Origin of the sequence: Burkholderia sp. B10 (assembly GCF_004368385.1) — a bacterium.
In the GTDB taxonomy this organism is placed as follows: Bacteria; Pseudomonadota; Gammaproteobacteria; order Burkholderiales; family Burkholderiaceae; genus Burkholderia; species Burkholderia vietnamiensis.
In genome coordinates, this window is the sequence record NZ_PQMX01000043.1 from 23099 (window position 1) to 45236 (window position 22138).

A 22138-nucleotide genomic window follows, 5' to 3' on the forward strand; every position below is an offset into this window, starting at 1 on the left:
CGATTCCGACCGCGCCGGCGCGCCCGCTCGCAATTTGTTACCTTCGCACGGCACAATCCGCCAAAAAACAGAAAAAAAGCCGCGCGGGGCATCCGACCCCACGCGGCTTTTCGGTCCAAACGGTGCCGGATCGACCGGGCCGACGGCCCGACGCAACCCGGCCGGCCCGGCGCTCAATAGTGCTCGCCGACCCGCACGATCTTCAGCGTATTGGTGCCGCCCGCCTGCCCCATCGGCTCGCCGACGGTCAGCACGACCATGTCGCCGTGCTGCACGTAGCCCTGCTTGACGATCATCTCGAGCGCCGCCTGCAGCGCGGCGTCGCGGTCGCTGTTGAAGTCGACGTGCAGCGGCGTCACGTTGCGGTACAGCGCCATCGTGCGCTCGCTGCCGACGCGCGGCGTCAGCGCGAAGATCGGCACGTGCGTGTAGTGGCGCGACATCCACAGCGCGGTCGCGCCCGATTCGGTCAGCGCGACGATCGCCTTCGCACCCAGGTGATACGCGGTGAACAGCGCGCCCATCGCGATCGACTGGTCGATCCGCGTGAACGTGCGGTCGAGGAAATCCTTGTCGAGCTCGACGTGCTCCGATTTTTCCGCTTCGACGCACACCGCCGCCATCGTCTCGATCGTGACGACCGGATGCTTGCCGGCGGCCGTTTCGGCCGACAGCATCACCGCGTCGGTGCCGTCGAGCACCGCGTTCGCGACGTCCGACACTTCGGCGCGCGTCGGCACCGGCGCGTGGATCATCGATTCCATCATCTGCGTCGCGGTGATCACGAGCTTGTTCGACTCGCGCGCCATCCGGATCATCCGCTTCTGCAGCGCCGGCACGGCCGCGTTGCCCACTTCGACCGCGAGGTCGCCGCGCGCGACCATGATCCCGTCGGACGCATCGAGGATGCTCTGCAGCGCCGGAATCGCCTCGGCGCGCTCGATCTTCGCGATCATCTTCGGCTTGATGCCGTACGGCGCGCCCGCGATGTTCGCGAGCTGGCGCGCCATTTCCATGTCGGTTGCATTCTTCGGGAACGACACCGCGACGAGATCCGCGCCGAGCGACATCGCGGTGCGGATGTCCTCCATGTCCTTCGCGGTCAGCGCGGGCGCCGACAGGCCGCCGCCCTGACGATTGATGCCCTTGTTGTTCGACAGCTCGCCGCCCACCTTGACGATCGTGTGGATCTCCTCGCCGAGCACGCGCTCGACGGTCAGCACGATCAGGCCGTCGTTCAGCAGCAGCAGGTCGCCCGGCTTCAGGTCGCGCGGCAGTTCCTTGTAGTCGAGGCCGACGCGCTCGTCGTTGCCGAGTTCGCAACCCGCGTCGAGGATGAACGCCTGGCCCGGCGCCAGCGTGGTCTTGCCGTTCTCGAACTTGCCGACGCGGATCTTCGGACCCTGCAGGTCGGCCATGATCGCGATCTCGCGGCCGACCTTGCGGGCGGCCTCGCGCACCATCTCGGCGCGCTGGCGATGATCGTCGGCCGTGCCGTGCGAAAAATTGAGCCGCACGACGTCGAGGCCCGCCTGCATCATCTGCAGCAGAATCTCCGGCGAACTGGAGGCCGGACCGATCGTGGCGACTATCTTGGTGGCGCGCTGCATGAAACTCCTCATCTGGATCAGGGTTGATGCGCTGGGTGAAACGCTGCGAGAGCCGGAATCGGCGAGCCCAGCGGCGGCCGTCCCGGGGAGCGTGCCGGTGCTTGCGCCCGGCATCGCTTTGTTCTGAATCTCATGGTGCTGCACGACCGCGTCGCCGGCGGCCGCCGCTGCGCGCGGGGTGGTGTCCGCCCGCGCGGGCGCGCGTTTGCGCTTGCCCGCGCCGGCCCGCTGCTCCGCTGTCGCGGAGCGCGCGGCCTTCGTCACCCCTGCGCGCACCGCCACGCTCAGGCCGCCCGCGTTTCCAGCACTTCCACCGCCGGCAGCTTCTTCCCTTCGAGGAACTCGAGGAATGCGCCGCCGCCCGTCGAGATGTAGCTAACCTGGTCGTGGATGCCGTACTTCGCGATGGCCGCCAGCGTGTCGCCGCCGCCCGCGATCGAGAACGCGGACGACTTGGCGATCGCGTCGGCGAGCGTCTTCGTGCCGTTGCCGAACTGGTCGAACTCGAACACGCCGACCGGGCCGTTCCACACGATCGTGCCGGCCTTCTCGAGCTGGCTCGCGAGCGCGCGGGCCGTATCGGGACCGATGTCGAGGATCATGTCGTCCGCTTCGATGTCGGCGACCTGCTTCACCGTGGCCGCGGCCGTCGGCGAGAATTCCTTGGCCGTCACGACGTCGGTCGGGATCGGCACCGACGCGCCGCGCTCGCGCGCCTCGTCGATGATCGCCTTCGCTTCGGCGACCAGATCGGCTTCCGCGAGCGACTTGCCGATCGACAGGCCGGCCGCGAGCATGAACGTGTTCGCGATGCCGCCGCCGACGATCAGCTGGTCGACCTTGCCGGCCAGCGACTTCAGGATGGTCAGCTTGGTCGACACCTTCGAGCCCGCGACGATCGCGACGAGCGGACGCGCGGGGTTGCCGAGCGCCTTGCCGAGCGCATCGAGTTCGGCAGCAAGCAGCGGGCCCGCGCAGGCGACCGGCGCGTACTTCGCGATCCCGTGGGTGGTGGCCTCGGCGCGGTGCGCGGTGCCGAACGCGTCGTTCACGTAGATATCGCAGAGCTTCGCCATTTTTTGCGCGAGCTCGTCCGAATTCTTCTTCTCGCCCTTGTTCACGCGGCAGTTCTCGAGCAGCACGACCTGGCCCGGCGCGACGTTCACGCCGTTCTCGACCCAGTTCGACACCAGCGGCACGTCGCGGCCGAGCAATTCGGCCAGACGCTTCGCGACCGGCGCGAGCGAGTCTTCCGGCTTGAATTCGCCTTCGGTCGGGCGGCCGAGGTGCGACGTGACCATCACGGCCGCGCCGGCGTCGAGCGCGGCGCGGATCGCCGGCACGGACGCGCGCACGCGCGTGTCTTCGGTGATGTTGCCGTGATCGTCCTGCGGGACGTTCAGGTCGGCGCGGATGAACACCCGCTTGCCGGCGAGCTGGCCGGCGGCGATCAGGTCGGTAAGACGCTTGACTTGGCTCATGGTGGACAGATTGAAGTAGTGGATGGGGAAAGGGGCTTCACGCTGGACGTGCGCGGGCTGCCGCGAAAGGGCGCCGGATGCGGCCGTGGCTGGCGGTTCGCATGACGCGCACGGGTAAAAATCTCGAACGGGCATTCTAGCCGATCCACCCGGCAGACTGACCGTGCGCGGCCGAATTCCGCCTATTTGGGAGCGCGGGCGGCCGGCGGCATGCTGCTGCAATGCAGCAATCCGCTGGCGCCGGCGCACCGGGCGCCGGCCGGCCGCCGCCGCGATTCATCAGAACAGGATCCGCAGCACGGTGAACACGAGCATGCCGCTGACGATCGTGCCGAGCATGCTGCGGCGCCACAGGAACCAGCCGAGGCCGGCGAGCGCCGCGTAAAACGGATGATTGGTCAGCGCGAACGACAGGCCGGCCGGCGTCTCCAGCACGTCGGGCAGCACCACGGCAACCAAGGCGGCGGCCGGCGCATAGCGCAGCGCGCGCTGCGCGCGCTCGGGCAGCACGGTGCGCTCGCCGCCGATCAGGAACAACGCGCGCGTGACGGCCGTGACGATGGTCATCCCGACGATCACGAGCCAGATTTCGGTCGCACTCACTCGCTCTCCTTCTCGTGCACGATTTCGGTACGGATGCGCCGCCAGTCGGCGCGCTCGACGAAGAAATCGGCGGTGCAGCCGGCGGCCAGCGCCGCGAGCACCGCGATCGGCAGCGCGAGCCGGTACGGCAGGTCGAACAGCACGAGCGACACGATGCCGGCCACCGCGACCGCCACGAGCGTCGAGCGGTTCGCGACCGCCGACACCATGATCGGAATCAGCGCGAGCGTGCCGGCCAGCTCGAGCCCCCAGCTCGCCGGAAAGAAGCTCGCGAGCAGGATGCCGGCGAGCGACGACGCCTGCCACGACGCCCAGCTCGCGAGCGCCATCCCCCAGAAGTACGCCTCCTTGCCCGGCACGTGGCCGTAGGCGAAGCCCTGCTTCTGGAACAGCAGGTAGATCACGTCGCCGTTGAAATAGCCGATCGCGACGCGCCGCCACAGCGGCAGGTAGGAGAAATGGGGAGCGAGGCCGGCGCTGAAGATCACGAAGCGCATGTTGACCATCGTGGCGGTGAGCAGGATCGTCCAGAGCGGCAGCTTCGCGACGAGCAGCGGCAGCACCGCGAGTTGCGACGAACCCGCGTACACCAGGATCGACATCGCGCTCGCCTGCCCGAGCGTCATCACCGACTTGCTCATCGCGATGCCGGTGACGAGCCCCCAGGAGAGGATCGCCATCAAGGTCGGGGAATAGTCGCGCGCGCCCTGGATCAGCGCGAAGCGGTCGGTGGCGGACAAGCGAGCGAGCATGGGGAGGCGGGCCGCAGCGGGCGGTTCGTCCGGGCTCCGGCGTCTCCTGCCGGCACGGCCCGTCGTCGTTGGAATCGGTACCGGACGATTATAGCCCCGGCCCCATGGCGACCGACCGGATCGGCGCCAAATGACGCTAAAATAAGCGTCTTTCCGGTTCAACGCTGCACAACCACCGCAGCACCCCACTGCTTCCAGGAGAATCCTATGTCAATGGCCGACCGCGACGGCAAGATCTGGATGGACGGCAAGCTGATCGACTGGCGCGACGCCAAGATCCACGTCCTGACCCATACGCTGCACTACGGCATGGGCGTCTTCGAGGGCGTGCGCGCATACAAGACGGCCGACGGCAGCACCGCGATCTTCCGCCTGCGCGAGCACACGAAGCGGCTGCTGAATTCGGCGAAGATCTTCCAGATGGACGTGCCGTTCGACCGGGAAACGCTCGAAGCCGCGCAGCTCGAAGTCGTGCGCGAAAACAAGCTCGAATCGTGCTACCTGCGCCCGATCATCTGGGTCGGCTCGGAAAAGCTCGGCGTGTCCGCGAAGGGCAACACGATCCACGTCGCGATCGCGGCCTGGCCGTGGGGCGCCTACCTCGGCGAGGATGGCCTCGCGAAGGGGATCCGCGTGAAGACGTCGTCGTTCACGCGCCACCACGTCAACGTGTCGATGGTGCGGGCAAAGGCCTCGGGCTGGTACGTGAACTCGATTCTCGCGAACCAGGAAGCCACGGCCGACGGCTACGACGAAGCGCTGCTGCTCGACGTCGACGGCTACGTGTCGGAAGGCTCCGGCGAAAACTTCTTCCTGGTCAACCACGGCAAGCTCTACACGCCCGACCTGTCGTCGTGCCTCGACGGCATCACGCGCGACACGATCATCACGCTCGCGAAGGACGCCGGCATCGAGGTGATCGAGAAGCGCATCACGCGCGACGAGGTCTACACGGCCGACGAAGCGTTCTTCACGGGCACGGCCGCCGAAGTCACGCCGATCCGCGAGCTCGACAACCGCACGATCGGCAGCGGCGCACGCGGCCCGGTCACGGAAAAGCTCCAGTCGGCGTTTTTCGATATCGTGTCGGGCAAGAACGCGAAGTACGCGCACTGGCTGTCCAAGGTCTGAGCGCGCCGCGCCGCCGACCGCCCACAAAAAGAGTGATTAGAGAAAGTCTCATGAGCGAAATCAAGGAAATGCCGCTGGTCGAACTGACGGCCAAGGACCTCCCCGCGTATTGCCCGAACCCGGCCATGGCGCGCTGGAGCGCGCACCCGCGCGTGTTCATCGACGTCTCGCACGGCGAGGCACGCTGCCCGTACTGCGGCACGCGCTACAAGCTGCGCGACGGCGAGGTGGTCAAGGGCCACTGAGCCCGGCCGCGGGCCTGCGGGCCCGTCGCACGCGAGGCGGCGCCGCCGGAGTTTCCGGCGCGCCGCCCTTTTCCCTTTCTGACAACCCGAACGCGGTGCATGCGCGCCGTGCTTCATTACGACATCGGAAGTCGACCTGATGCGTCGAGCGCTGGTTATCGCACCGAACTGGATCGGTGACGCATTGATGGCGCAGCCGCTTTTTGCGCTGCTGAAGAAGCTCCATCCCCGCATCGCGATCGATGCCGTCGCACCCAGCTGGGTCGCGCCGGTGCTCGAGCGGATGCCGGAGATCCACGATGTCCACGCGACCGATCTCGCCCATGGCAAGCTGCAGCTGCTGCGCCGCTGGCAACTCGCGAGCGACCTGCGCGACGTCGGCTACGACGCGGCGTACGTGCTGCCGAATTCGTTGAAGTCGGCCGTGATCCCGTGGCTCGCGAACATCCCGCTGCGGATCGGCTACACGGGCGAGCACCGCTACGGCTTGCTGAACGTGCGGCACGCGAACCCCGACAAGTCGGCCGAGCGGCCGCCGATGACGACCCACTACGCGGCGCTCGCCTATGCGCCGGGCGCGAAGCTGCCCGAGTCGATGAAGACGCTGCCCGCGCCGCGCCTCGACGCCGATCTGAACGAGACGGCGCGCGTGTCGGCGCGTTTCAATCTCGATACGCGCAAGCCGCTCGTCGTGTTCTGCCCGGGCGCCGAATACGGCCCGGCCAAGCGTTGGCCGCCCGAGCATTTCGCGACGCTGGCGACGATCGTCCACCAGTCGTTCCCGTATACGCAGATCGTCGCGCTCGGCTCGCAGAAGGACGCCGCGGCCGCGCAGGCGATCGCCGACCACGCGCCGAACGTGCGCAACCTGTGCGGGCAGACGTCGCTGTCCGAGGCATGCGCGCTGATCGCGCGCGCGAACGCCGTCGTCACCAACGATTCCGGGCTGATGCACGTGGCCGCGGCGCTGCGCCGGCCGCTCGTCGCGCTGTACGGGTCGACGGATCCGCGCCACACCCCTCCGCTGTCGGAGCTGGCGAAGGTACAATGGCTGCATCTCGAATGCAGTCCCTGCTTCGAACGCGAATGCCCGCTCGGCCATCTGAACTGCCTGCGCGAGCTCGGCCCGGAGCAGGTATTCGGCGACTTGCGCGGCATGCTCGTCGGGCAGCGCTGACCCTGGCCGGCGGCGTCGCACGACGCGCCGGGCAATCCGATTCACCGGTGTACGGCGGCCTCATCCGGGCCGCCGTGCTGAATACGGCGCGCGACGCGCGCGAGAGACAACCCCGATGCCACGTTTTGCCCGCCTTTTCGAAGCCGCCGCCGATACGCTGAACGCTTACTACCAGGCCGTCGCCGACGCCAATCTCGACGCGCTGCTGGGGTTGTGGATCGACGAGGACTTCGCCAGCTGCGTGTGGGCCGACGGCGAGCATCTGCACGGCCTCGACCAGATCCGCAGCGGCCTCGCGAACCGGCTCGCCACCCGCCCGGTGACGATCGAGCCGCTCGACATCCGCGTGTACGACAGTCTCGGCACCGTCGTCTATACGATCGCCGAGGCCCATCAGCAGGCCGACCTGACGGCCGAACCCGACATGGTGTTCGCGACGTACGTGATGATTCACGAGCGTGGCGAGTGGCGCATCGCGCATATCCACGCGAGCCCGATTCCCGAACAGGCGGCCGGACAATTCGCCGCGAAGATCCGTCACGGGCAGGGTCCGCTGCACTGACGAAGCAACGTAGCAACGCACTAGCAGGGCGATCATGAGTACGGCCTCCCCGCCTACCTCGCCGCTGACCGGGGCCTCGGCCCCCGCCGACGACCTACTGCGCTATCGCGCACCGCGCTGGCTGCCGAACAGCCATGTCCAGACCATCGTGCCCGCGCTGTTCGCGCGGCGTCCGGCCGTCGCGTACCGACGCGAGCGCTGGGAAACCCCCGACCACGACTTCATCGATCTCGACTGGGTCGCGCACCTCGACAGCGCGGCGCCGGCACCCGATGCGCCGCTGTTCGTGCTGTTCCACGGCCTCGAGGGCAGCTCCGGCTCGCACTATGCGCTCGCGATGATGGCCGCCGCGCAGGCGAACGGCTGGCACGCGGTCGTCCCGCACTTTCGCAGCTGCAGCGGCGAGCTGAATCGCCGGCCGCGTTTTTATCATCTCGCCGACAGCGCCGAAGTCGACTGGATCCTGCGCCGGCTCGCCGCGCAGCATCGCGGGCCGATCGTCGCGGCCGGCGTGTCGCTCGGCGGCAACGTGCTGCTGCGCTGGCTCGGCGAGCATCGCAGCGACACGTCGATCGTGCACGCGGCCGCGGCGATCTCGACGCCGATCGACGTGCATGCGGGCGGCCGCGCGCTGTCGCAGGGCTTCGCGATGGTCTATACGCGCAGCTTCCTCAAGACGCTCAAGCGCAAGGCGCTCGCGAAGCTCGATCAATATCCGGGGCTGTTCGACCGCGACGCGATGCTGCGCGCCGTCACGATGCGCGACTTCGACGAAGTCGTCACCGCGCCGCTGCACGGCTTCGCGAACGCCGACGACTACTGGACCCAAGCCACCACGCGCCCGCTGCTGCGCGCGATCGACGTGCCGACGTTGATCCTCAATGCACGCAACGATCCGTTCCTGCCCGAATCCGCGCTGCCGAGCGCCGCCGACGTGTCGCCGGCCGTCGAGCTCGATCAGCCGGCGCACGGCGGTCACGCGGGATTCATGACCGGGCCGTTCCCCGGCCGACTCGACTGGCTGTCGGCGCGCGTGTTCGGCTATTGCTCGAAATTCGTCGACCATGGATGACATCGTCCGACAGGCCATCGCCAAATGGCCGAACGTTCCGCACTGCACCGGCTGGCTGCTGCTCGACCGGCGCGGCGCATGGCGGCTGCGCGACGACGCCGCGCAGGCCGCCGGCGAGCTCGGCTCGCCCGTGCGGCATGACGCGCTGAACGCATTCATCGCCCGCAACTACGCATGCGACGCGCATGGGCAGTGGTTCTTCCAGAACGGCCCGCAGCGCGTCTATGTCGAGCTTGCCTATACGCCGTGGGTCGTGCGCCTCGTCGAACGCGACGGGCAGCTCGAGCTCGTCGATCACACCGGCGCGCCGTTCGAGCCCGAGGCCGCGTGGCTCGACGATGCGGGCGGCGTGCTGTTTCGTGCGGCGGGTGCGGCGGGCGCTGCGAACGCGCCGCCGCGCGTCGCGGTGCTGCACGATCACGATCTCGGCCTCTTTGCCGATCACGCCGATTTCGACGCGACGCCGCCCGTGCTGCGCTGGCGCGACGGCCGCACGCTGCCGCTCGGCAGCATCGCTCGCGCCGACGTGCCCGCGACCTTCGGCTTCGTCGCGAGCCCCGCGCAGCGCGCACGCGACACCCCAGCCGCCGCTGCAGCGGATCCGGGCGGCGGCGAAGGCTGAAGCACGGTCGCCACATATGTGTGAAGGCCGTCAGCCGCGGCCGTTCTTCTCGTCTTCGCGCTCTTCCTTGTAGCGCGCCTCGAATTCCAGCAGCCGCGCGCCGATGATCGACTGATCGTAGAACGACACGTCCTTCGCGTCGCGCGCCTCCTTCAACTGCCGAATCGCCGACGGCCACGCGCCGTCGAGCGCCAGCTTCTCCGCGAGCGCGCGGCGCCGCGTGAGCACGTCGCCCTTGCCGTCGCTCGCCTTCGCGAGGTAGTCCCACCAGTCCGGCTGCTCGGGGTCCGCGTCCGCCTGCGTGCGGGCCAGCGTCTGCGCTTCGGCGAAGCGGCGCGCCGCGATCAGCGCCTGCAGGTGCGCGACGATCGCCGCATGCGACGCGGGCCAGCGGCGTTGCGCGAGCGCCGCCAGCCGCACCGCGTCGTCGTTACGACCCGCGCGGCGCGCGAGATCCGCGGCCAGCACGTCGAGGCTCGGCGAACTCGTCGTCGGATCGTCGGCGCGCCGTTCGCCGGCTTCGAATGCGCCGCGCGCCGCCGCGAGCGCGCGGTCCGCGGCGTCGTACTGGCCGAGCAGCGTGTTCGCGAGCGCGATGCCGTAGTGGTTCGCCGCGACGTTCGGCGCGGTGCGATCGTCGATCTCGAGCTGCATCCGGTGCGCCTCGGCGGCGATGTCGGTCGGCGCGCGGTTCTGCAGGACCCGCAGCCGCGCGCGCACGAAGCCGTATTCGGCCGACTGACGCGGTTGCCGGTACGGCGCGCGGCGGGCGCGATCTTCCATGTCGGCGATCCGTTCGCCCGTCAGCGGATGCGTGCGCGCGTAGGCCGGCACGCCCGCGTCGCCCATCGACGCGCGATCGAGCCGCTCGAAGAAGCCCGGCATCCCGTACGGGTCATAGCCGGCGCCCGCCAGCAGCTGGAAGCCGACGCGATCGGCCTCGCGCTCGGCCGAGCGCGAGAAACGCAGCTGGTTGTCGACCGCGTATGCCTGGCCGCCCATCGCGATCGCGCTGCCGAGATCGCCGCTGCGCGCGAGCACGCCGGCCAGCACGCCGAGCAGCATCGTCGCGAGCGCGGTGTAGCCGGTCTTTTCGTTCGCGCCGATCATGCGGGCGATGTGCCGCTGCAGCACGTGGCCCATCTCGTGGCCGACCACCGACGCGAGTTCGGATTCCGTCTGCGTCGCGACGACCAGGCCGCTGTTAACGCCGATGAAGCCGCCCGGCATCGAGAACGCGTTGATCTGCGGGTCGCGCACCGCGAACAGGTCGAAGTCGGGCATGTAGCCGCCGATGAAGCGCGCGGCCGCCGCGGCCGCGAGCCGCGCCGCCATCGCATTCAGGTAGTCGCGCACGAGCCAGTCGTCGAGATAGTCGGGGTCGCGCCGCACCTCGCGCATCACGCGCTCGCCGAGACGGCGCTCGGCCTGCGGCGTGAGCGAGCCGCCGGAGCCGTCGCCGAGATCGGGCAGTTCCAGTGCGCGCAACGGCGCGCGCAGGTTCGCGACGGGCGCGGAGGCGCCGTCGGCGCCGGAGAACCGGCTTTCCGCGCCGCCGTAGGTGCCGAACACGCCGGTCGCGATGCCGGACGGGACGGTGGAGATCGACGGCGACGCGCCGGCCGCCGACTCGAGCGGCGGCGCCGACGCGCGCTGCGCATAGCCGTTCGGCGGCAGCACGAGCGCCGCCGACAGCAACACGGCAAGCAACTGTTTGACACGCATGGCAGAGTGAAAGCGGCGCCTTCCGCGCGCCCGGCGCGCATCGCGGCGTGTGGTCCGAATAATCGGGTCATTGTACCGGGGCGATCGCGACGGTTCGTTGCGGCGCATCGGCCGCCGGTGCGCGCGGCGCCGTTGAGGGCGCGAAGGGCGCGAAGGCCGCGAAGGCCGCAGAGGCCGCAGAGGCCGCAGAGGCCGCTGCTATGATAGGCGCCCGTTGAAACGTTGGATCGGCGCGGAGAGCGGGAAGCGGATAGCGGATCGAACGCCCCGGCCGGCCGTGAAGCAGGATCGATGTACGCGCTCGCACGCGCGTGCGTTCCACTGGAGCCAGACATGTCAGGACTTACCCACTTCGACGCCGCCGGCCATGCGCATATGGTCGACGTCGGCGGCAAGCAGGAAACGCAGCGCGTCGCGGTTGCACGCGGCACGATCCGGATGTTGCCCGCGACGTTCGCGCTGATCCGCGACGGCAAGGCAAAGAAAGGCGACGTGCTCGGCGTCGCGCGGATCGCCGCGATTCAGGGCGCGAAACGCACGGCCGATCTGATTCCGCTGTGTCATCCGCTCGCGCTGACGCGCGTGGCGGTCGACTTCGAACTCGACGACGCGCTGCCCGGCGTGCATTGCGTCGCGCAGGTCGAGACGTTCGGGCGCACCGGCGTCGAGATGGAAGCGCTGACGGCCGTGCAGGTCGGGCTGCTGACCGTGTATGACATGTGCAAGGCCGTGGATCGCGGGATGGTGATCACCGATGTGAGCGTCAGGGAGAAGCGCGGCGGGAAGTCGGGGGATTGGACGGCGGAGGATGCGGGGGGTTGAGGGCGAGAAAGGCTGTCGGTCCGCGAGGGGAGATTCCAGCGCCTTTATCTCATACAATTGGTGGATTCCACACGAGAGAGCGTGTGACCAGCAGAACAAAAAGAGTGAGTCCTGGTAATGAATTCGAACATGTTGAGAAGCGCGATGCTGGGCAGGCCGGTCCAGCATGAGCGCCTTGTCAAACTAGATACGCCGCTTGGCCCCGACATACTGTTGCCGCACCGCGTCAAGGGGTGGTCGCGACTCGGGCGCCAATTCGAGTTTATCGTCGATGCGGTTTCCGTATCCGACAACATCGAGCTCAAGAAGCTGATCGCGCAGCCGGTGACGCTGTGGATACAGCAGAGCGATCAATCGTACGCGCCTCACCACGGCTACGTGCATTCCGCTCGCCGGCTCGGGTCGGACAGCGGTGTCACGTACTACCAGATTGCTTTTGCATCGTTCCTGCATTTCCTTAAGTTCCGCCGCGACCAGCGCATCTGGCAGGATCAGTCCGCGGAAGACATCATTGCCGACGTACTGAACCAGCATCCGCAGGCAAAGGGACGCTTCGCCTTCAGGCTCTACCAGCCGGTACCAATTCGCTCGTTCTGCATGCAGGACGAGGACGATTGGAATTTCGTGCACCGGCTGATGGAATCCGAAGGCCTGTACGGTTTCTGGGAACAGGACCGAGACGGCAAGTCGCACCGGTTCGTCATCGTCGACCGCCTCGACGCGCTGCCCGCGCTGTCGCCACGAGTAGTGCATTTTCATCGCGCGGGTACAAGCGACGAAGCCGACACACTCGTCCATTTCTCTGGCACTCGTACGCTGCGGAGCGTCGAGCGCGCCACGCGCACGTTCGACTACAAGCAGCCGCCCACCGCCGCGAATCCGAAGGCCACTCACACGCCGACGATCGCGAACCAGGGCGACCTCCCGCAGCAGCTGGAGGTCTATGAATACACGGGCGCGCATACGTATGCCGAGCAATCCCGCGGCGACCATCTGTCGAAGCTCTGGATGGAGGATCAGGAGTCGCGCGCGAAGCGTTTTCACGGCGTCGGCGGCGTGCGGCGCATGGACGCGGGGCGCACGTTCCAATTCGCCGATCACCCCGAACACGACAAGGACGATCCCGGCCAGCGCGAATTCGCCGTAATCGAGACGGCGTGGGTCATTGTCAACAACCTCCCCGTGGCGGACGAGCAGGCGGTTTTTCCTCATAGCCTGAAGGCGGAGATCGACAGCATCGTGCACGCGACAGATTCCGCCCTGTCGCGCGTCCGTCATTCCGATGGTAGCGAGGGCTTCTTTCAGATTCGCGTGGAAGCACAGCGCACGACCGTACCGTTTCGCAGCCCGTTCGAGCATGCGAAGCCGACGATGCATTTGCAATCGGCGATCGTCGTCGCACCGCAGGGCGAAGAGGTTCACACGGATGCACTAAACCGTGTCAAAGTCCGCTTTCATTGGGATCGCCTGAACGACGGTGACGAGAAGGCGTCGTGCTGGCTACGTGCCACGACGTCGGATTCCGGAAATGGCTACGGCGCCGTTCATCCACACCGCAGCGGCGAGGAGGTGCTGGTCGACTTCGTCGGCGGCGACTGCGATCGACCGATCATCGTAGGCAAGGTCTATAACGGCGCAACAAGTCCGCAATGGCACAGCAACGGCATCCTGTCCGGATATCGCTCCAAGGAATATGCGGGCGTCGGGTACAACCAGTTGGTCCTCGACGATGCGACGTCGCAGAATCGCGTACACCTGTATAGCAGCCAGACCAATGCGCATCTGCATCTCGGCTATTTGATCGAGCACGCAGGCAATAATCGCGGCAGCTATCTCGGCAGCGGCTTCGACCTGCGGTCGGACGCATATGGCGCAGTGCGCGCGAACCGCGGCCTGTACGTCACGACGCACGAGAAGCAGCCGGCAAGCCAACCGCTCGACGTTCAGGAAACGCAGCAACAGCTCGTTCGGGCGGAAGGCCTGATGGAAGCCATGTCGGATGTCAGCACGCAGCATCGAGCGGAGCCGCTCGAGTCCGGGCATTCGGCACTGAAGCAGTTCACCGATGCAACTCAACGCAGCGTGACCGGCAGCACGTCGGGCGGCAGAACCGCCGGCGGCGGCACGGGCATCGCCAATGCGTTCAAGGAACCTGTGATGCTGTTCGGCAGTCCGGCAGGCATCGGGATGTCGACACAACAATCTGTGCATGTTGCTGCGGACCGGCACATCAACGTCGTCAGCGGGCAAAGCACGCATGTCGCCGCGGGGAAATCGCTGGTCGCCAGCGTGATCGACCGCATCAGCCTGTTCGCCCAGAACGCCGGGATCAAGCTGTTCGCCGGCAAGGGCAGGGTTGAAGTGCAAGCACAGGCTGACAACATCGAGCTGACCGCCCAGAAAACGCTGAAGCTGATCGCGGCCACCGGGGCACTCGAAGGCGCTGCGGCGAAGGAGATCCTCTTGACGTCCGGCGGCGCTTACATCCGGATCGCGGACGGCAACATTGAAGTCCATGCGCCCGGCAAGATCGACGTCAAGGGTGCGCAACACGCATTCAGCGGGCCCACGCATCTGGCGCAAACGATGCCGACACTGCCCAACTCGACGGGCAACTACGATCAGGCCTTCATCGCGCACTGGGCCGGCACCGACATCCCGGTTGCGAACACTCGGTATCAGATGTTTTCGAACGGGAAGTTGATCTCAGAAGGCGTCACCAACGCGGCCGGTGAGACGGGGCTCACGCAGAGCCACGTGCCGCACGACGTCGTCGTCAAGTTTTTGGGGAAATCGAATGGCTGACGGGCAACCGGACAAGAACGTACTCGGCACCGGCTCCGGGATGCTGACGCCGACGGGCTACAAGGATCGTCCAAAGGTGGCGATCAATATCTGCGACAAGTACGCACCACCGGCCGCAGATTCCATTGTCGGCACGTGTCCCTTCTACTACCAGCCGCTGCACGGCGAGTACTGGGAGACGGTCGAAAAGGTCAGCAAATCGAGTGCATGGGAAACCGTGAAGAAATTCGCGACCTCGTGGGATCCATGGAAAGACAAGGAAGTCGCGCGCCGCCTGCTACATCGACGGGAAAAGCTGATCGAACTGAAAAGTACAGATTCCGACTGGTCGCGCCACGGCAATTTCATGATGCGCCATATCGGTTGCGGGCACAAACCGCCCGATTACTACGTGAGTTACGGCTATTACTATTGTTCGGACTACGGCAAGAATCTTTATCCCACTCTAACGGCTCAAGGAAAGAAATGGCTGGAAAACGCCCGGTGGTGGCTTCAGCGCTACATCGAAATCGGGCTGCAGCAAAACATGCAGGGAGACCAGATCGCATTCAAGAGTGCGAAGCCGGGCAACGGTGAGCTTTCAATGCAAGTGGAACGATACGAACTCGAACTCGAAAACAACGGGGACACGTTCAAGACTTTCGCCTTTGTCACCCACCCGTTGGCTTATCTGGACGGTGGGCTGGCCGGTCTACCGGTCGCGGATCTAACCAAGATCGGCATGCGGCCGAATCTTCAGGAATGGGGCGATGGCCGGACGCTCAAGCAAGCGTGGGACGCGGGTATCCCGGTCGCCAAACAAAAGGCGCACGATTGGAGTTCGGAAGCGGCCGACCAGGCGCGAGAGTGGGGCTCAGACGTGGCCAGGAAAGCACGCGAATGGAGTTCGGACACGTCCGACGAAGTCAGCCGGGCGCTGGAACGTTTGCTAAACAAGTGACATGCTAAAACTCAAACGATGGAAATGGATCGCCGGGAGCCTCGTTGCCCTGGCCATTGCAACATACGGGTACGTAAATATGGCAACGAGCTGGGAAACGATCTCGACCAACTTCATGCGGAACGACACACCGTATGGCGGCGGCAGCTTCCGCATCAAGGGCAACGACGTGATGAGCGTCAAGCTCGCCAATCCCGAGGTGACATTCAAGCCCACCGCTGAATCGAACGAACCGCAGCGGCCCGAGCCGACCGAAGCCTGGATGAACGACACAGGCGAGCTGCTGAACCGCATGACGATCAGCTTCCTTCGCGGGACCATCGACGGCGGGATGAAACGCCAGTTCCAGCAAGTCGGCCAGAATGCCGCATGGTGGTATTCGCCAGACTGGTCGGTTCAGTTCATCAGCACCTCATGGATGAACTACAAGGCACCGGAGGCACATGGCGGCGATGCGCCTCAGACGACGAAGCTGTGGAAATCGCTCAACGGCGGCCAAACGTGGTCGCAACTGCAATGGCCCGAAAACCAGAACATCGGCCGCCTGCTGTTCATCGATCCGCAGCGCGGCTACGCGATCGGCTGGGGCCCGCGAGTATGGCGCACCGCGGACGGCGGCAACACGTGGCAGGCGATCGACGTGCCGGTCGATGCGCGCGTCGCCGGCAAGACGCGCAAGAATTTCAATGCGGTGAGCCTCGGCCCTGACGGTGTGCTGCGTGTCGCCTACTCCATCGCTCCGACTGCAGAGACGCCGGCACACAGCGTGATCGGCCGGCTCGACTGGGAGCAGCACGCCTTCGTGACCGAAACCGAACTGCCGGGCCAGGTCATCACTGCGCTCGATACCACGCCGGGACCGGCGACACACTATTCGCTGTACGCGCTGTCACGTCTGGACAAGCCGCAGAACGGCGAGAGTCGCGACAACGGCCGCCGGGTGGGCGCCATTTCCATGTGGACGAACGACCATCCGGAGTCGGTGCACCAACTGCGCACGTTCGACGAGACGCTCAGGCTCGACAGCCTGAGCGTCGGCCGTGACGGCCTCCTGCTCGTCTATGCCACCGACCCGAACTCGGGCAGTCGCGGCGGTGCGCCGATCGACCTCACGTTCACCAGCACCGACGGCGGCAAGTCGTGGGATCAAACCGCCGACAAGGTTGCACAAGGCGGCTACTTCGACGCGCAGACCAACACGCTGTACTGGTTGCACGGATATACGCTGAAAAAGCGCACCTTCTGATCGCTGCATCGGCGCGCTCGCGCGCCGATAGAGCGAACCTGCTGCCGCGACACCGAGCGTAGGCCACTCGACGAAGCGGCGAAGCGCGACGTGGCCGCGGCGCGCCGGCAGGCAGTCAACGACCACAACCGGCCGGTGCGCCACACCACGATCACCCGCACCAGCCCCCACTACTCCCCGCGCCGCGGCTCGAACACGAATGGTTGCGTGAGCAGGAACGGATTCGCGGTCGCGCCGGTCTGCGCGCAGCTCGCATGCGTCATCGCGTCGACGGCCGCGCGGTCCGCCGCCGCGTTGCGGCTGCTCGTCGTCACGGTCACGTTCTGCGCTTCGCCGGACGTCGTCATCAGCGCGCGTACGAGCACGGTGACTCGGCGCGTAAGCGGCTTCGCATTGTCCGGATAGACGGCGCGCGGAATGTGGCAGGTCAGCTTGCTTTCCTGCGACGACGACAGCATCGCGCAGCCGGAAAACAGCACGGCGACGGCCGGCAGGATCAGAAGGGTCGAGCGAAGGGCCATGGTCGAATATCGTTCTTCAGTACTGTTCCAGGCGAGCGTCGCGCCGGCGGACATCGTCCGCCGCACCGCCAGCATCGCCCCGCGCCGCGGCCATCGGACCGGCGCCCCGCTACGGCCGCATGGCCGCGCGTGGCATCGGCCGCGATCGTTCCAGGCAGGCTCCCGGATCTGCGGACCTGCGCTCGCTCGTGCGGCCGACATCGCCGCGCGCACGCGAACGCTTCCGCGCATTGTGCACGTGCCGTCTTTCCCGTGGCGACGATTTGACAATGGTTGACGCGAATCGCGCGATTCCGTCGCTACCCGTTCGCGACGGGAAGCAATGTGCGCGCCGTCACGAGCCGCCACCGCACCGCCGCTTCACCACGATCCGGCGCGCGCCGGGACTTCCCGCCCGGCGCGGCGCGCGTTATTCCGAATCGTCTTCGGAGTCGTCGTCTTCCGCGTCGGCCGGCACTTCACCGTACTTCGCGACGACGGCTGCCTTGAACGTCTTCAGCCCCGGCTGCTCGTCGCACAGCTTGTACAGCAACGCCAGTTGCTGCGGCCAGTCCTTCAATTCCTTCGCGAACACATGCAGCCGCTCGACCGTATCGAGCGCGTCGGCTTCGCGACCGGCCAGCGCCTGCAGCGCCGCATAACGGCGCAGCACCGTCTCGCCGGGCAGCAGCGCGATCGCCCGCTCGTGCGCGGCAAGCTTCAGCGGCAGGTTGTCCGGCGAAATCGTCAACAGCGTCGCCGCCCCGTAGTCGCCCCACGCGCCGAACAGCAACGACGGCGCATCGCGATACTGCACGGCCGGCTCGGTGCCGTAATACAGCACTTCGGCGCGCTGGTAGTCGCGCAGCACCGGCACCGCCGCCAGCACGCCGCCGACCGACAGCACCGCGAACAGCGCGAACGCCGCGCGGCCGGGCAGCCAGCGCAGCGGCTTCACGTCGAGCAGCCCGATCACGAACATCGCCGGCAGCAGGAAGAACATGTACTGCTGCGGATACTCGACGAGCGCATGCATCAGCAGCACGCCGATCAGCGCGAAACCGAACACGCGCGTGCTCGACTGCGGCGCGCGCACCGCGCGCACGAACCACGCGACGAGCGCGAGGGCCAGCACGCCGAGGCCGACGAGGCCCGACTTCGCGAGCAGGTCGATGAAGATGTCGTGCGAGTTGTTCGCGATCTCGACGCCGCCGAGCGCGCGCGCAAGCGCGAACTGGTGCGACGGGAATTCGCCCCAGCCGACGCCGAGCAGCGGATGCTCGCGGAACATCGCGAGCCCGTACTTCCACAGCGCAAGGCGCGGCGCAATCTGGCCCGCGTCGCGCATGCGCTCGGCCGCCGATTCGGCGAGCCCCAGATGGAAATGCACGTTGGCCCAGCGCACCGCGACGTTCACCGCGACGAACGCCAGCGCCAGCACGACCGGGATCAGCCACGCACGGCGATTGCCCGGCGCACGGCGCGACTCGACCCATGCCATCCAGAAACCGGCGACGACCATCACCGCAACCTGCAGCCACGGCCCGCGCGACACGGTCAGCGCAAGCCCGGCCGACAGCACGATCGACAGCGCGAGCCATGCCCACACCGCGAGGCGGCGGGTCTGCACCAGATAAAGCGCGCCGGCGAGCGCGAACGCGATATAGGTCGCGAGGTGGTTCGCCTGCGCCATGTTGCCGTACGGCCGGCGGTCGACCGCGATGCTGTACACCACGACGAACGGCGACAGCGCGGACTCGAAATGGAACAACTGGACGATCTGGGTCGCAACCGCGAACACTCCGCCCACGAGCAACGCGCCCGCCATCATCCGGGCGGTGGCTTCGGCGAGCCCCCCGCGCGCGAGCGTGTAGCCGGCCTGCATCGCGACCAGCGCCGCGGCCAGATAGCCGAGCGCCAGCCAGTTCATCGACGGCACCTTCAGCGGCAACAGCGCGACCTGCGCGAGCAGCACCGCGCCAAACCCGAGCGGCGCGACGAATGCGGCCGGCGCCGCGAACGGTTCGGCCGGGCGGCCGGTGCGCGCGAGCAGCACGACGGAAACCCCGACCAGCAAATACAGCACCAGCGCGGCGAACTCGGAATAGAACGTCGGAATCGGATACGTATGGTTCGTGATCGAGTACGGCACGATCAGCGCGACAGCCAGCGCAACGAGCGACAACGAGCGGGAAAAAGTAGAAGGCATGAGCGAACCGGATGTCAGCAACCGGCGCACTATACAAAACTTTCCCCACTCTGTGCGGGAGCCGTCGCCCCGGCAGCCGCCGTGTGCGGCCGGCCCGGGCCGGCCGGCACCCCGCGATGCGTGCCGCCCGCACCATCCCGCGCATGCCTGCCGTTACGCGCGGCATTCCGCCGGTGCATATTTCGCAGGCAAGGTCGCCGCCTCGGCCGGCATCGGGCCTGCGCCGGGCGCCGGCAGCGACGAAGCGTCCTTGCCGCCGGCAAAACACTCCCACGCGATCGCGCCGGCCTGCATCGTCCCCTTTTTGAGCGGCACGCGTGCGGTCGGCGCGTCGGCCTTGTCCGGCGCCGACGGCACCAGCACCAGCGTATTCGCGCCCGCCGCGGCGACGCGGGCCGTGAACGCAACCGTGATCTGGCCGGTGTCGCCGTCGATCCGAACGGATTCGACGTTGCGGGTCGCGGCCGGCGCGCTGTAGCCGCCGTCGAGGGCCGCGCCGCTCGCGGCGTTGTCGGCCACCGCAAGGCGCGCGGACGACGCAAGGGCGAGCCCCTCGCCCACCCGCGAACGCGCGAGGTAATCCTGGTAAGCGGGTATCGCGTAGGCGGCGATCACGCCGACGATCGCGAGCACGATCATCAGCTCGATCAGCGTGAAGCCGGCCGGATGCCAGCGCGGCACCGGCCGGCGCGCGCGCCGCATATCGGCGGCAAAGCGACGAAACAGGGAAACGGAAAAGGCTTCGAACATGACTGGCTCCAGAAACGAAAAACGCCTGCCGAATCGGGCAGGCGTTTCGATCGTAGCCAGCGGGCCGCGCGGCCGACACTCGGCCTGACGGCCAACCGTCAATGCGCTTGCGGGACGCCGCGGCGGCGCCGCAGCAGGAAGCCGGCGGCGACGACGAACAGCGCGCCGGCAATGCTCGCGCCGTAGATCGCGGCCGGCGTATCGAGCACCGGCCAGCCATCGCCGACCGGATCGTGGATCATCAGGCCGCCCGCGATCCAGCCGAGCAGGCCGGCGCCGAACGCGACGATGATCGGGAAGCGATCGAGCAGCCGCAGCACCAGCGTGCTGCCCCACACGATGATCGGCACGCTCACGATCAGCCCGAAGATCACCAGCGCCAGCCGGTGCTGCGGATCGGCCTGCTCGGCCGCGCCGGCGATCGCGATCACGTTGTCGAGGCTCATCACGGCGTCGGCGAGCACGATCGTCTTCACCGCGTCCCACAGCCGATCGGCCGGCTTGACGTTGTCGTGCGCGTCGGCGGCCGGCGCCATCAGCTTGATGCCGATCCACAGCAACAGCAGGCCGCCGCCGAATTTCAGGAACGGCACGTCGAGCAGTGTGACTGCAAATGCGATCAGCGCGACGCGCAGCATGATCGCGCCGGCCGTGCCCCACACGACGCCGCGCAGCCGCTGATTGGCCGGCAGGTTGCGGCACGCGAGCGCGATCACGACCGCGTTGTCGCCGCCGAGCAGGATGTCGATGACGACGATCTGCAACACGGCGCCCCAGTGCAGCGACGTCAGGAATTCAGGCATGAGTGGCGGCAGGTGCAGGATGACGGCCGCCCGACGGGCGGCCCGGTTGGTCGTCGGCACACGCTGTGCGCATGCGCCCCGGCTTACAAATTAATTTCGCGAGCATAACAAAAAACGCCGGCTGGGCCGGCGTTTCTTGCAGGACGAACCCCGCGGAACTTACAGCGCCTTCTTCAGCAGACGGCCCATTTCCGACGGGTTGCGCGTGACGGTGATGCCGCACGCTTCCATGATTTCCAGCTTCGCTTCGGCCGTATCCGCACCGCCCGAGATCAGCGCGCCGGCGTGGCCCATGCGCTTGCCCGGAGGCGCCGTGACGCCCGCGATGAAGCCGACCACCGGCTTCTTCATGTTGTCCTTGATCCACTGAGCGGCGTTGGCTTCGTCCGGACCGCCGATTTCGCCGATCATCACGACCGCATCCGTATCCGGATCGTCGTTGAACATCTTCATCACGTCGATGTGCTTCAGACCGTTGATCGGGTCGCCGCCGATACCGACCGCCGACGACTGGCCGAGGCCGAGTGCCGTCAGTTGCGCAACGGCTTCATACGTCAGCGTGCCCGAACGCGACACGACACCGATGCGGCCCTTGCGGTGGATGTGGCCCGGCATGATGCCGATCTTGAGCTCGTCCGGCGTGATCGTGCCCGGGCAGTTCGGCCCGAGCAGCAGCGTCTTGCGGCCTTCGCGACGCATGCGGTCCTTCACTTCGATCATGTCGCGCACCGGAATGCCTTCGGTGATGCAGATCGCGAGATCGAGGTCGGCTTCGACCGCTTCCCAGATCGCTGCAGCTGCGCCTGCCGGCGGAACGTAGATGACCGACACGGTCGCGCCGGTTTCAGCCTTCGCTTCCTTGACGCTTGCGTAGATCGGAATGCCTTCGAAATCTTCGCCGGCCTTCTTCGGGTTCACGCCCGCGACGAACGCTTCGCGGCCGTTTGCATATTCACGGCAGGCGCGCGTATGGAACTGACCGGTCTTGCCGGTAATGCCCTGCGTGATGACCTTCGTGTCCTTGTTGATCAGAATCGACATGTATTTTGACCTCTGTTCGATTGGCGTCGCGTGCACACCGCG

The 22138-nt window shown here is 67.0% G+C and carries 21 protein-coding genes; 11 read left to right on the forward strand and 10 right to left on the reverse strand.

The features are described from left to right. Positions 1–173 precede the first annotated feature (173 nt). Complete coding sequence (gene pyk / locus C3Y15_RS20730) at positions 174–1610, reverse strand: pyruvate kinase (RefSeq protein WP_069246311.1); 1437 nt, start codon at positions 1608–1610, stop codon at positions 174–176. Between pyk and C3Y15_RS32555 the strand changes: the two genes are divergently transcribed. Next, positions 1609–1737: a hypothetical protein gene (locus C3Y15_RS32555; protein ID WP_257785811.1), complete on the forward strand. Its 129-nt coding sequence runs from the start codon at positions 1609–1611 to the stop codon at positions 1735–1737. The genes pyk and C3Y15_RS32555 overlap by 2 nt on opposite strands. A 157-nt stretch (positions 1738–1894) precedes the next feature. Here C3Y15_RS32555 and C3Y15_RS20735 read toward each other — a convergent pair whose 3' ends face one another. The 3 genes from C3Y15_RS20735 to C3Y15_RS20745 form a co-directional block, all read right to left on the reverse strand. After that, the gene (locus C3Y15_RS20735; protein WP_011885910.1) at positions 1895–3091 is read right to left on the reverse strand and encodes a phosphoglycerate kinase; all 1197 of its coding nucleotides are present in this window, start codon (positions 3089–3091) and stop codon (positions 1895–1897) included. Positions 3092–3370: 279 nt separating this feature from the next. Further along, a complete protein-coding gene (locus tag C3Y15_RS20740; protein ID WP_011885911.1) occupies positions 3371–3694 on the reverse strand; it encodes an AzlD domain-containing protein in 324 nt (107 codons plus the stop codon). Continuing rightward, positions 3691–4446: an AzlC family ABC transporter permease gene (locus tag C3Y15_RS20745; protein ID WP_011885912.1), complete on the reverse strand. Its 756-nt coding sequence runs from the start codon at positions 4444–4446 to the stop codon at positions 3691–3693. The genes C3Y15_RS20740 and C3Y15_RS20745 overlap by 4 nt, the downstream gene beginning before the upstream one ends. A gap of 207 nt (positions 4447–4653) precedes the next feature. Here C3Y15_RS20745 and C3Y15_RS20750 point away from each other — a divergent pair, with 207 nt between their 5' ends. From C3Y15_RS20750 to C3Y15_RS20775, 6 genes are all read left to right on the forward strand, one after another. After that, on the forward strand, positions 4654–5577 hold the full coding sequence (locus C3Y15_RS20750) for a branched-chain amino acid transaminase (protein ID WP_034192665.1): 924 nt from the start codon (positions 4654–4656) through the stop codon (positions 5575–5577). 50 nt (positions 5578–5627) lie between these two features. Further along, positions 5628–5822: a zinc-finger domain-containing protein gene (locus C3Y15_RS20755; RefSeq protein ID WP_006749970.1), complete on the forward strand. Its 195-nt coding sequence runs from the start codon at positions 5628–5630 to the stop codon at positions 5820–5822. Between the two features lie 139 nt (positions 5823–5961). Beyond that, complete coding sequence (gene waaF / locus C3Y15_RS20760) at positions 5962–6999, forward strand: lipopolysaccharide heptosyltransferase II (protein WP_011885914.1); 1038 nt, start codon at positions 5962–5964, stop codon at positions 6997–6999. A 115-nt stretch (positions 7000–7114) separates the two neighbouring features. Beyond that, positions 7115–7561 (forward strand): nuclear transport factor 2 family protein, encoded by a 447-nt coding sequence (locus C3Y15_RS20765; RefSeq protein WP_006749968.1) that lies wholly within the window; start codon positions 7115–7117, stop codon positions 7559–7561. Between the two features lie 34 nt (positions 7562–7595). Further along, positions 7596–8633 carry a hydrolase gene (locus C3Y15_RS20770; protein WP_069246312.1) on the forward strand — a complete coding sequence of 346 codons (1038 nt, stop codon included), beginning with the start codon at positions 7596–7598 and terminating at the stop codon, positions 8631–8633. Then, a complete protein-coding gene (locus tag C3Y15_RS20775; protein ID WP_011885916.1) occupies positions 8626–9255 on the forward strand; it encodes a DUF2946 family protein in 630 nt (209 codons plus the stop codon). The genes C3Y15_RS20770 and C3Y15_RS20775 overlap by 8 nt, the downstream gene beginning before the upstream one ends. A gap of 30 nt (positions 9256–9285) precedes the next feature. On the opposite strand, the gene C3Y15_RS20780 is transcribed toward C3Y15_RS20775, so the two are convergent. Further along, the gene (locus C3Y15_RS20780) at positions 9286–10980 is read right to left on the reverse strand and encodes a M48 family metalloprotease (RefSeq protein WP_014723571.1); all 1695 of its coding nucleotides are present in this window, start codon (positions 10978–10980) and stop codon (positions 9286–9288) included. Between the two features lie 333 nt (positions 10981–11313). Between C3Y15_RS20780 and moaC the strand changes: the two genes are divergently transcribed. The 4 genes from moaC (at position 11314) to C3Y15_RS20800 (ending at position 16793) form a co-directional block, all read left to right on the forward strand. Continuing rightward, complete coding sequence (moaC, locus tag C3Y15_RS20785; protein WP_034192668.1) at positions 11314–11802, forward strand: cyclic pyranopterin monophosphate synthase MoaC; 489 nt, start codon at positions 11314–11316, stop codon at positions 11800–11802. 117 nt (positions 11803–11919) lie between these two features. Further along, positions 11920–14607: a type VI secretion system Vgr family protein gene (locus C3Y15_RS20790; RefSeq protein ID WP_045578817.1), complete on the forward strand. Its 2688-nt coding sequence runs from the start codon at positions 11920–11922 to the stop codon at positions 14605–14607. Further along, on the forward strand, positions 14600–15547 hold the full coding sequence (locus C3Y15_RS20795; protein ID WP_034192670.1) for a hypothetical protein: 948 nt from the start codon (positions 14600–14602) through the stop codon (positions 15545–15547). The genes C3Y15_RS20790 and C3Y15_RS20795 overlap by 8 nt, the downstream gene beginning before the upstream one ends. 79 nt (positions 15548–15626) lie before the next feature. Beyond that, positions 15627–16793: a hypothetical protein gene (locus C3Y15_RS20800; protein WP_060091530.1), complete on the forward strand. Its 1167-nt coding sequence runs from the start codon at positions 15627–15629 to the stop codon at positions 16791–16793. A gap of 170 nt (positions 16794–16963) precedes the next feature. On the opposite strand, the gene C3Y15_RS20805 is transcribed toward C3Y15_RS20800, so the two are convergent. The 5 genes from C3Y15_RS20805 to sucD form a co-directional block, all read right to left on the reverse strand. Next, positions 16964–17314, reverse strand: coding sequence for a TonB family protein (locus C3Y15_RS20805; protein WP_041493884.1), 351 nt, complete (start codon positions 17312–17314; stop codon positions 16964–16966). A gap of 409 nt (positions 17315–17723) precedes the next feature. Next, positions 17724–19502 (reverse strand): Wzy polymerase domain-containing protein, encoded by a 1779-nt coding sequence (locus C3Y15_RS20810; RefSeq protein ID WP_060081130.1) that lies wholly within the window; start codon positions 19500–19502, stop codon positions 17724–17726. Positions 19503–19655: 153 nt separating this feature from the next. Next, a complete protein-coding gene (locus tag C3Y15_RS20815) occupies positions 19656–20252 on the reverse strand; it encodes a pilin (protein WP_011885922.1) in 597 nt (198 codons plus the stop codon). A 98-nt stretch (positions 20253–20350) separates the two neighbouring features. After that, on the reverse strand, positions 20351–21055 hold the full coding sequence (locus tag C3Y15_RS20820) for a TerC family protein (RefSeq protein ID WP_059458264.1): 705 nt from the start codon (positions 21053–21055) through the stop codon (positions 20351–20353). A gap of 159 nt (positions 21056–21214) precedes the next feature. Further along, the gene (sucD, locus tag C3Y15_RS20825; protein ID WP_010090788.1) at positions 21215–22096 is read right to left on the reverse strand and encodes a succinate--CoA ligase subunit alpha; all 882 of its coding nucleotides are present in this window, start codon (positions 22094–22096) and stop codon (positions 21215–21217) included. Positions 22097–22138: the final 42 nt, after the last annotated feature.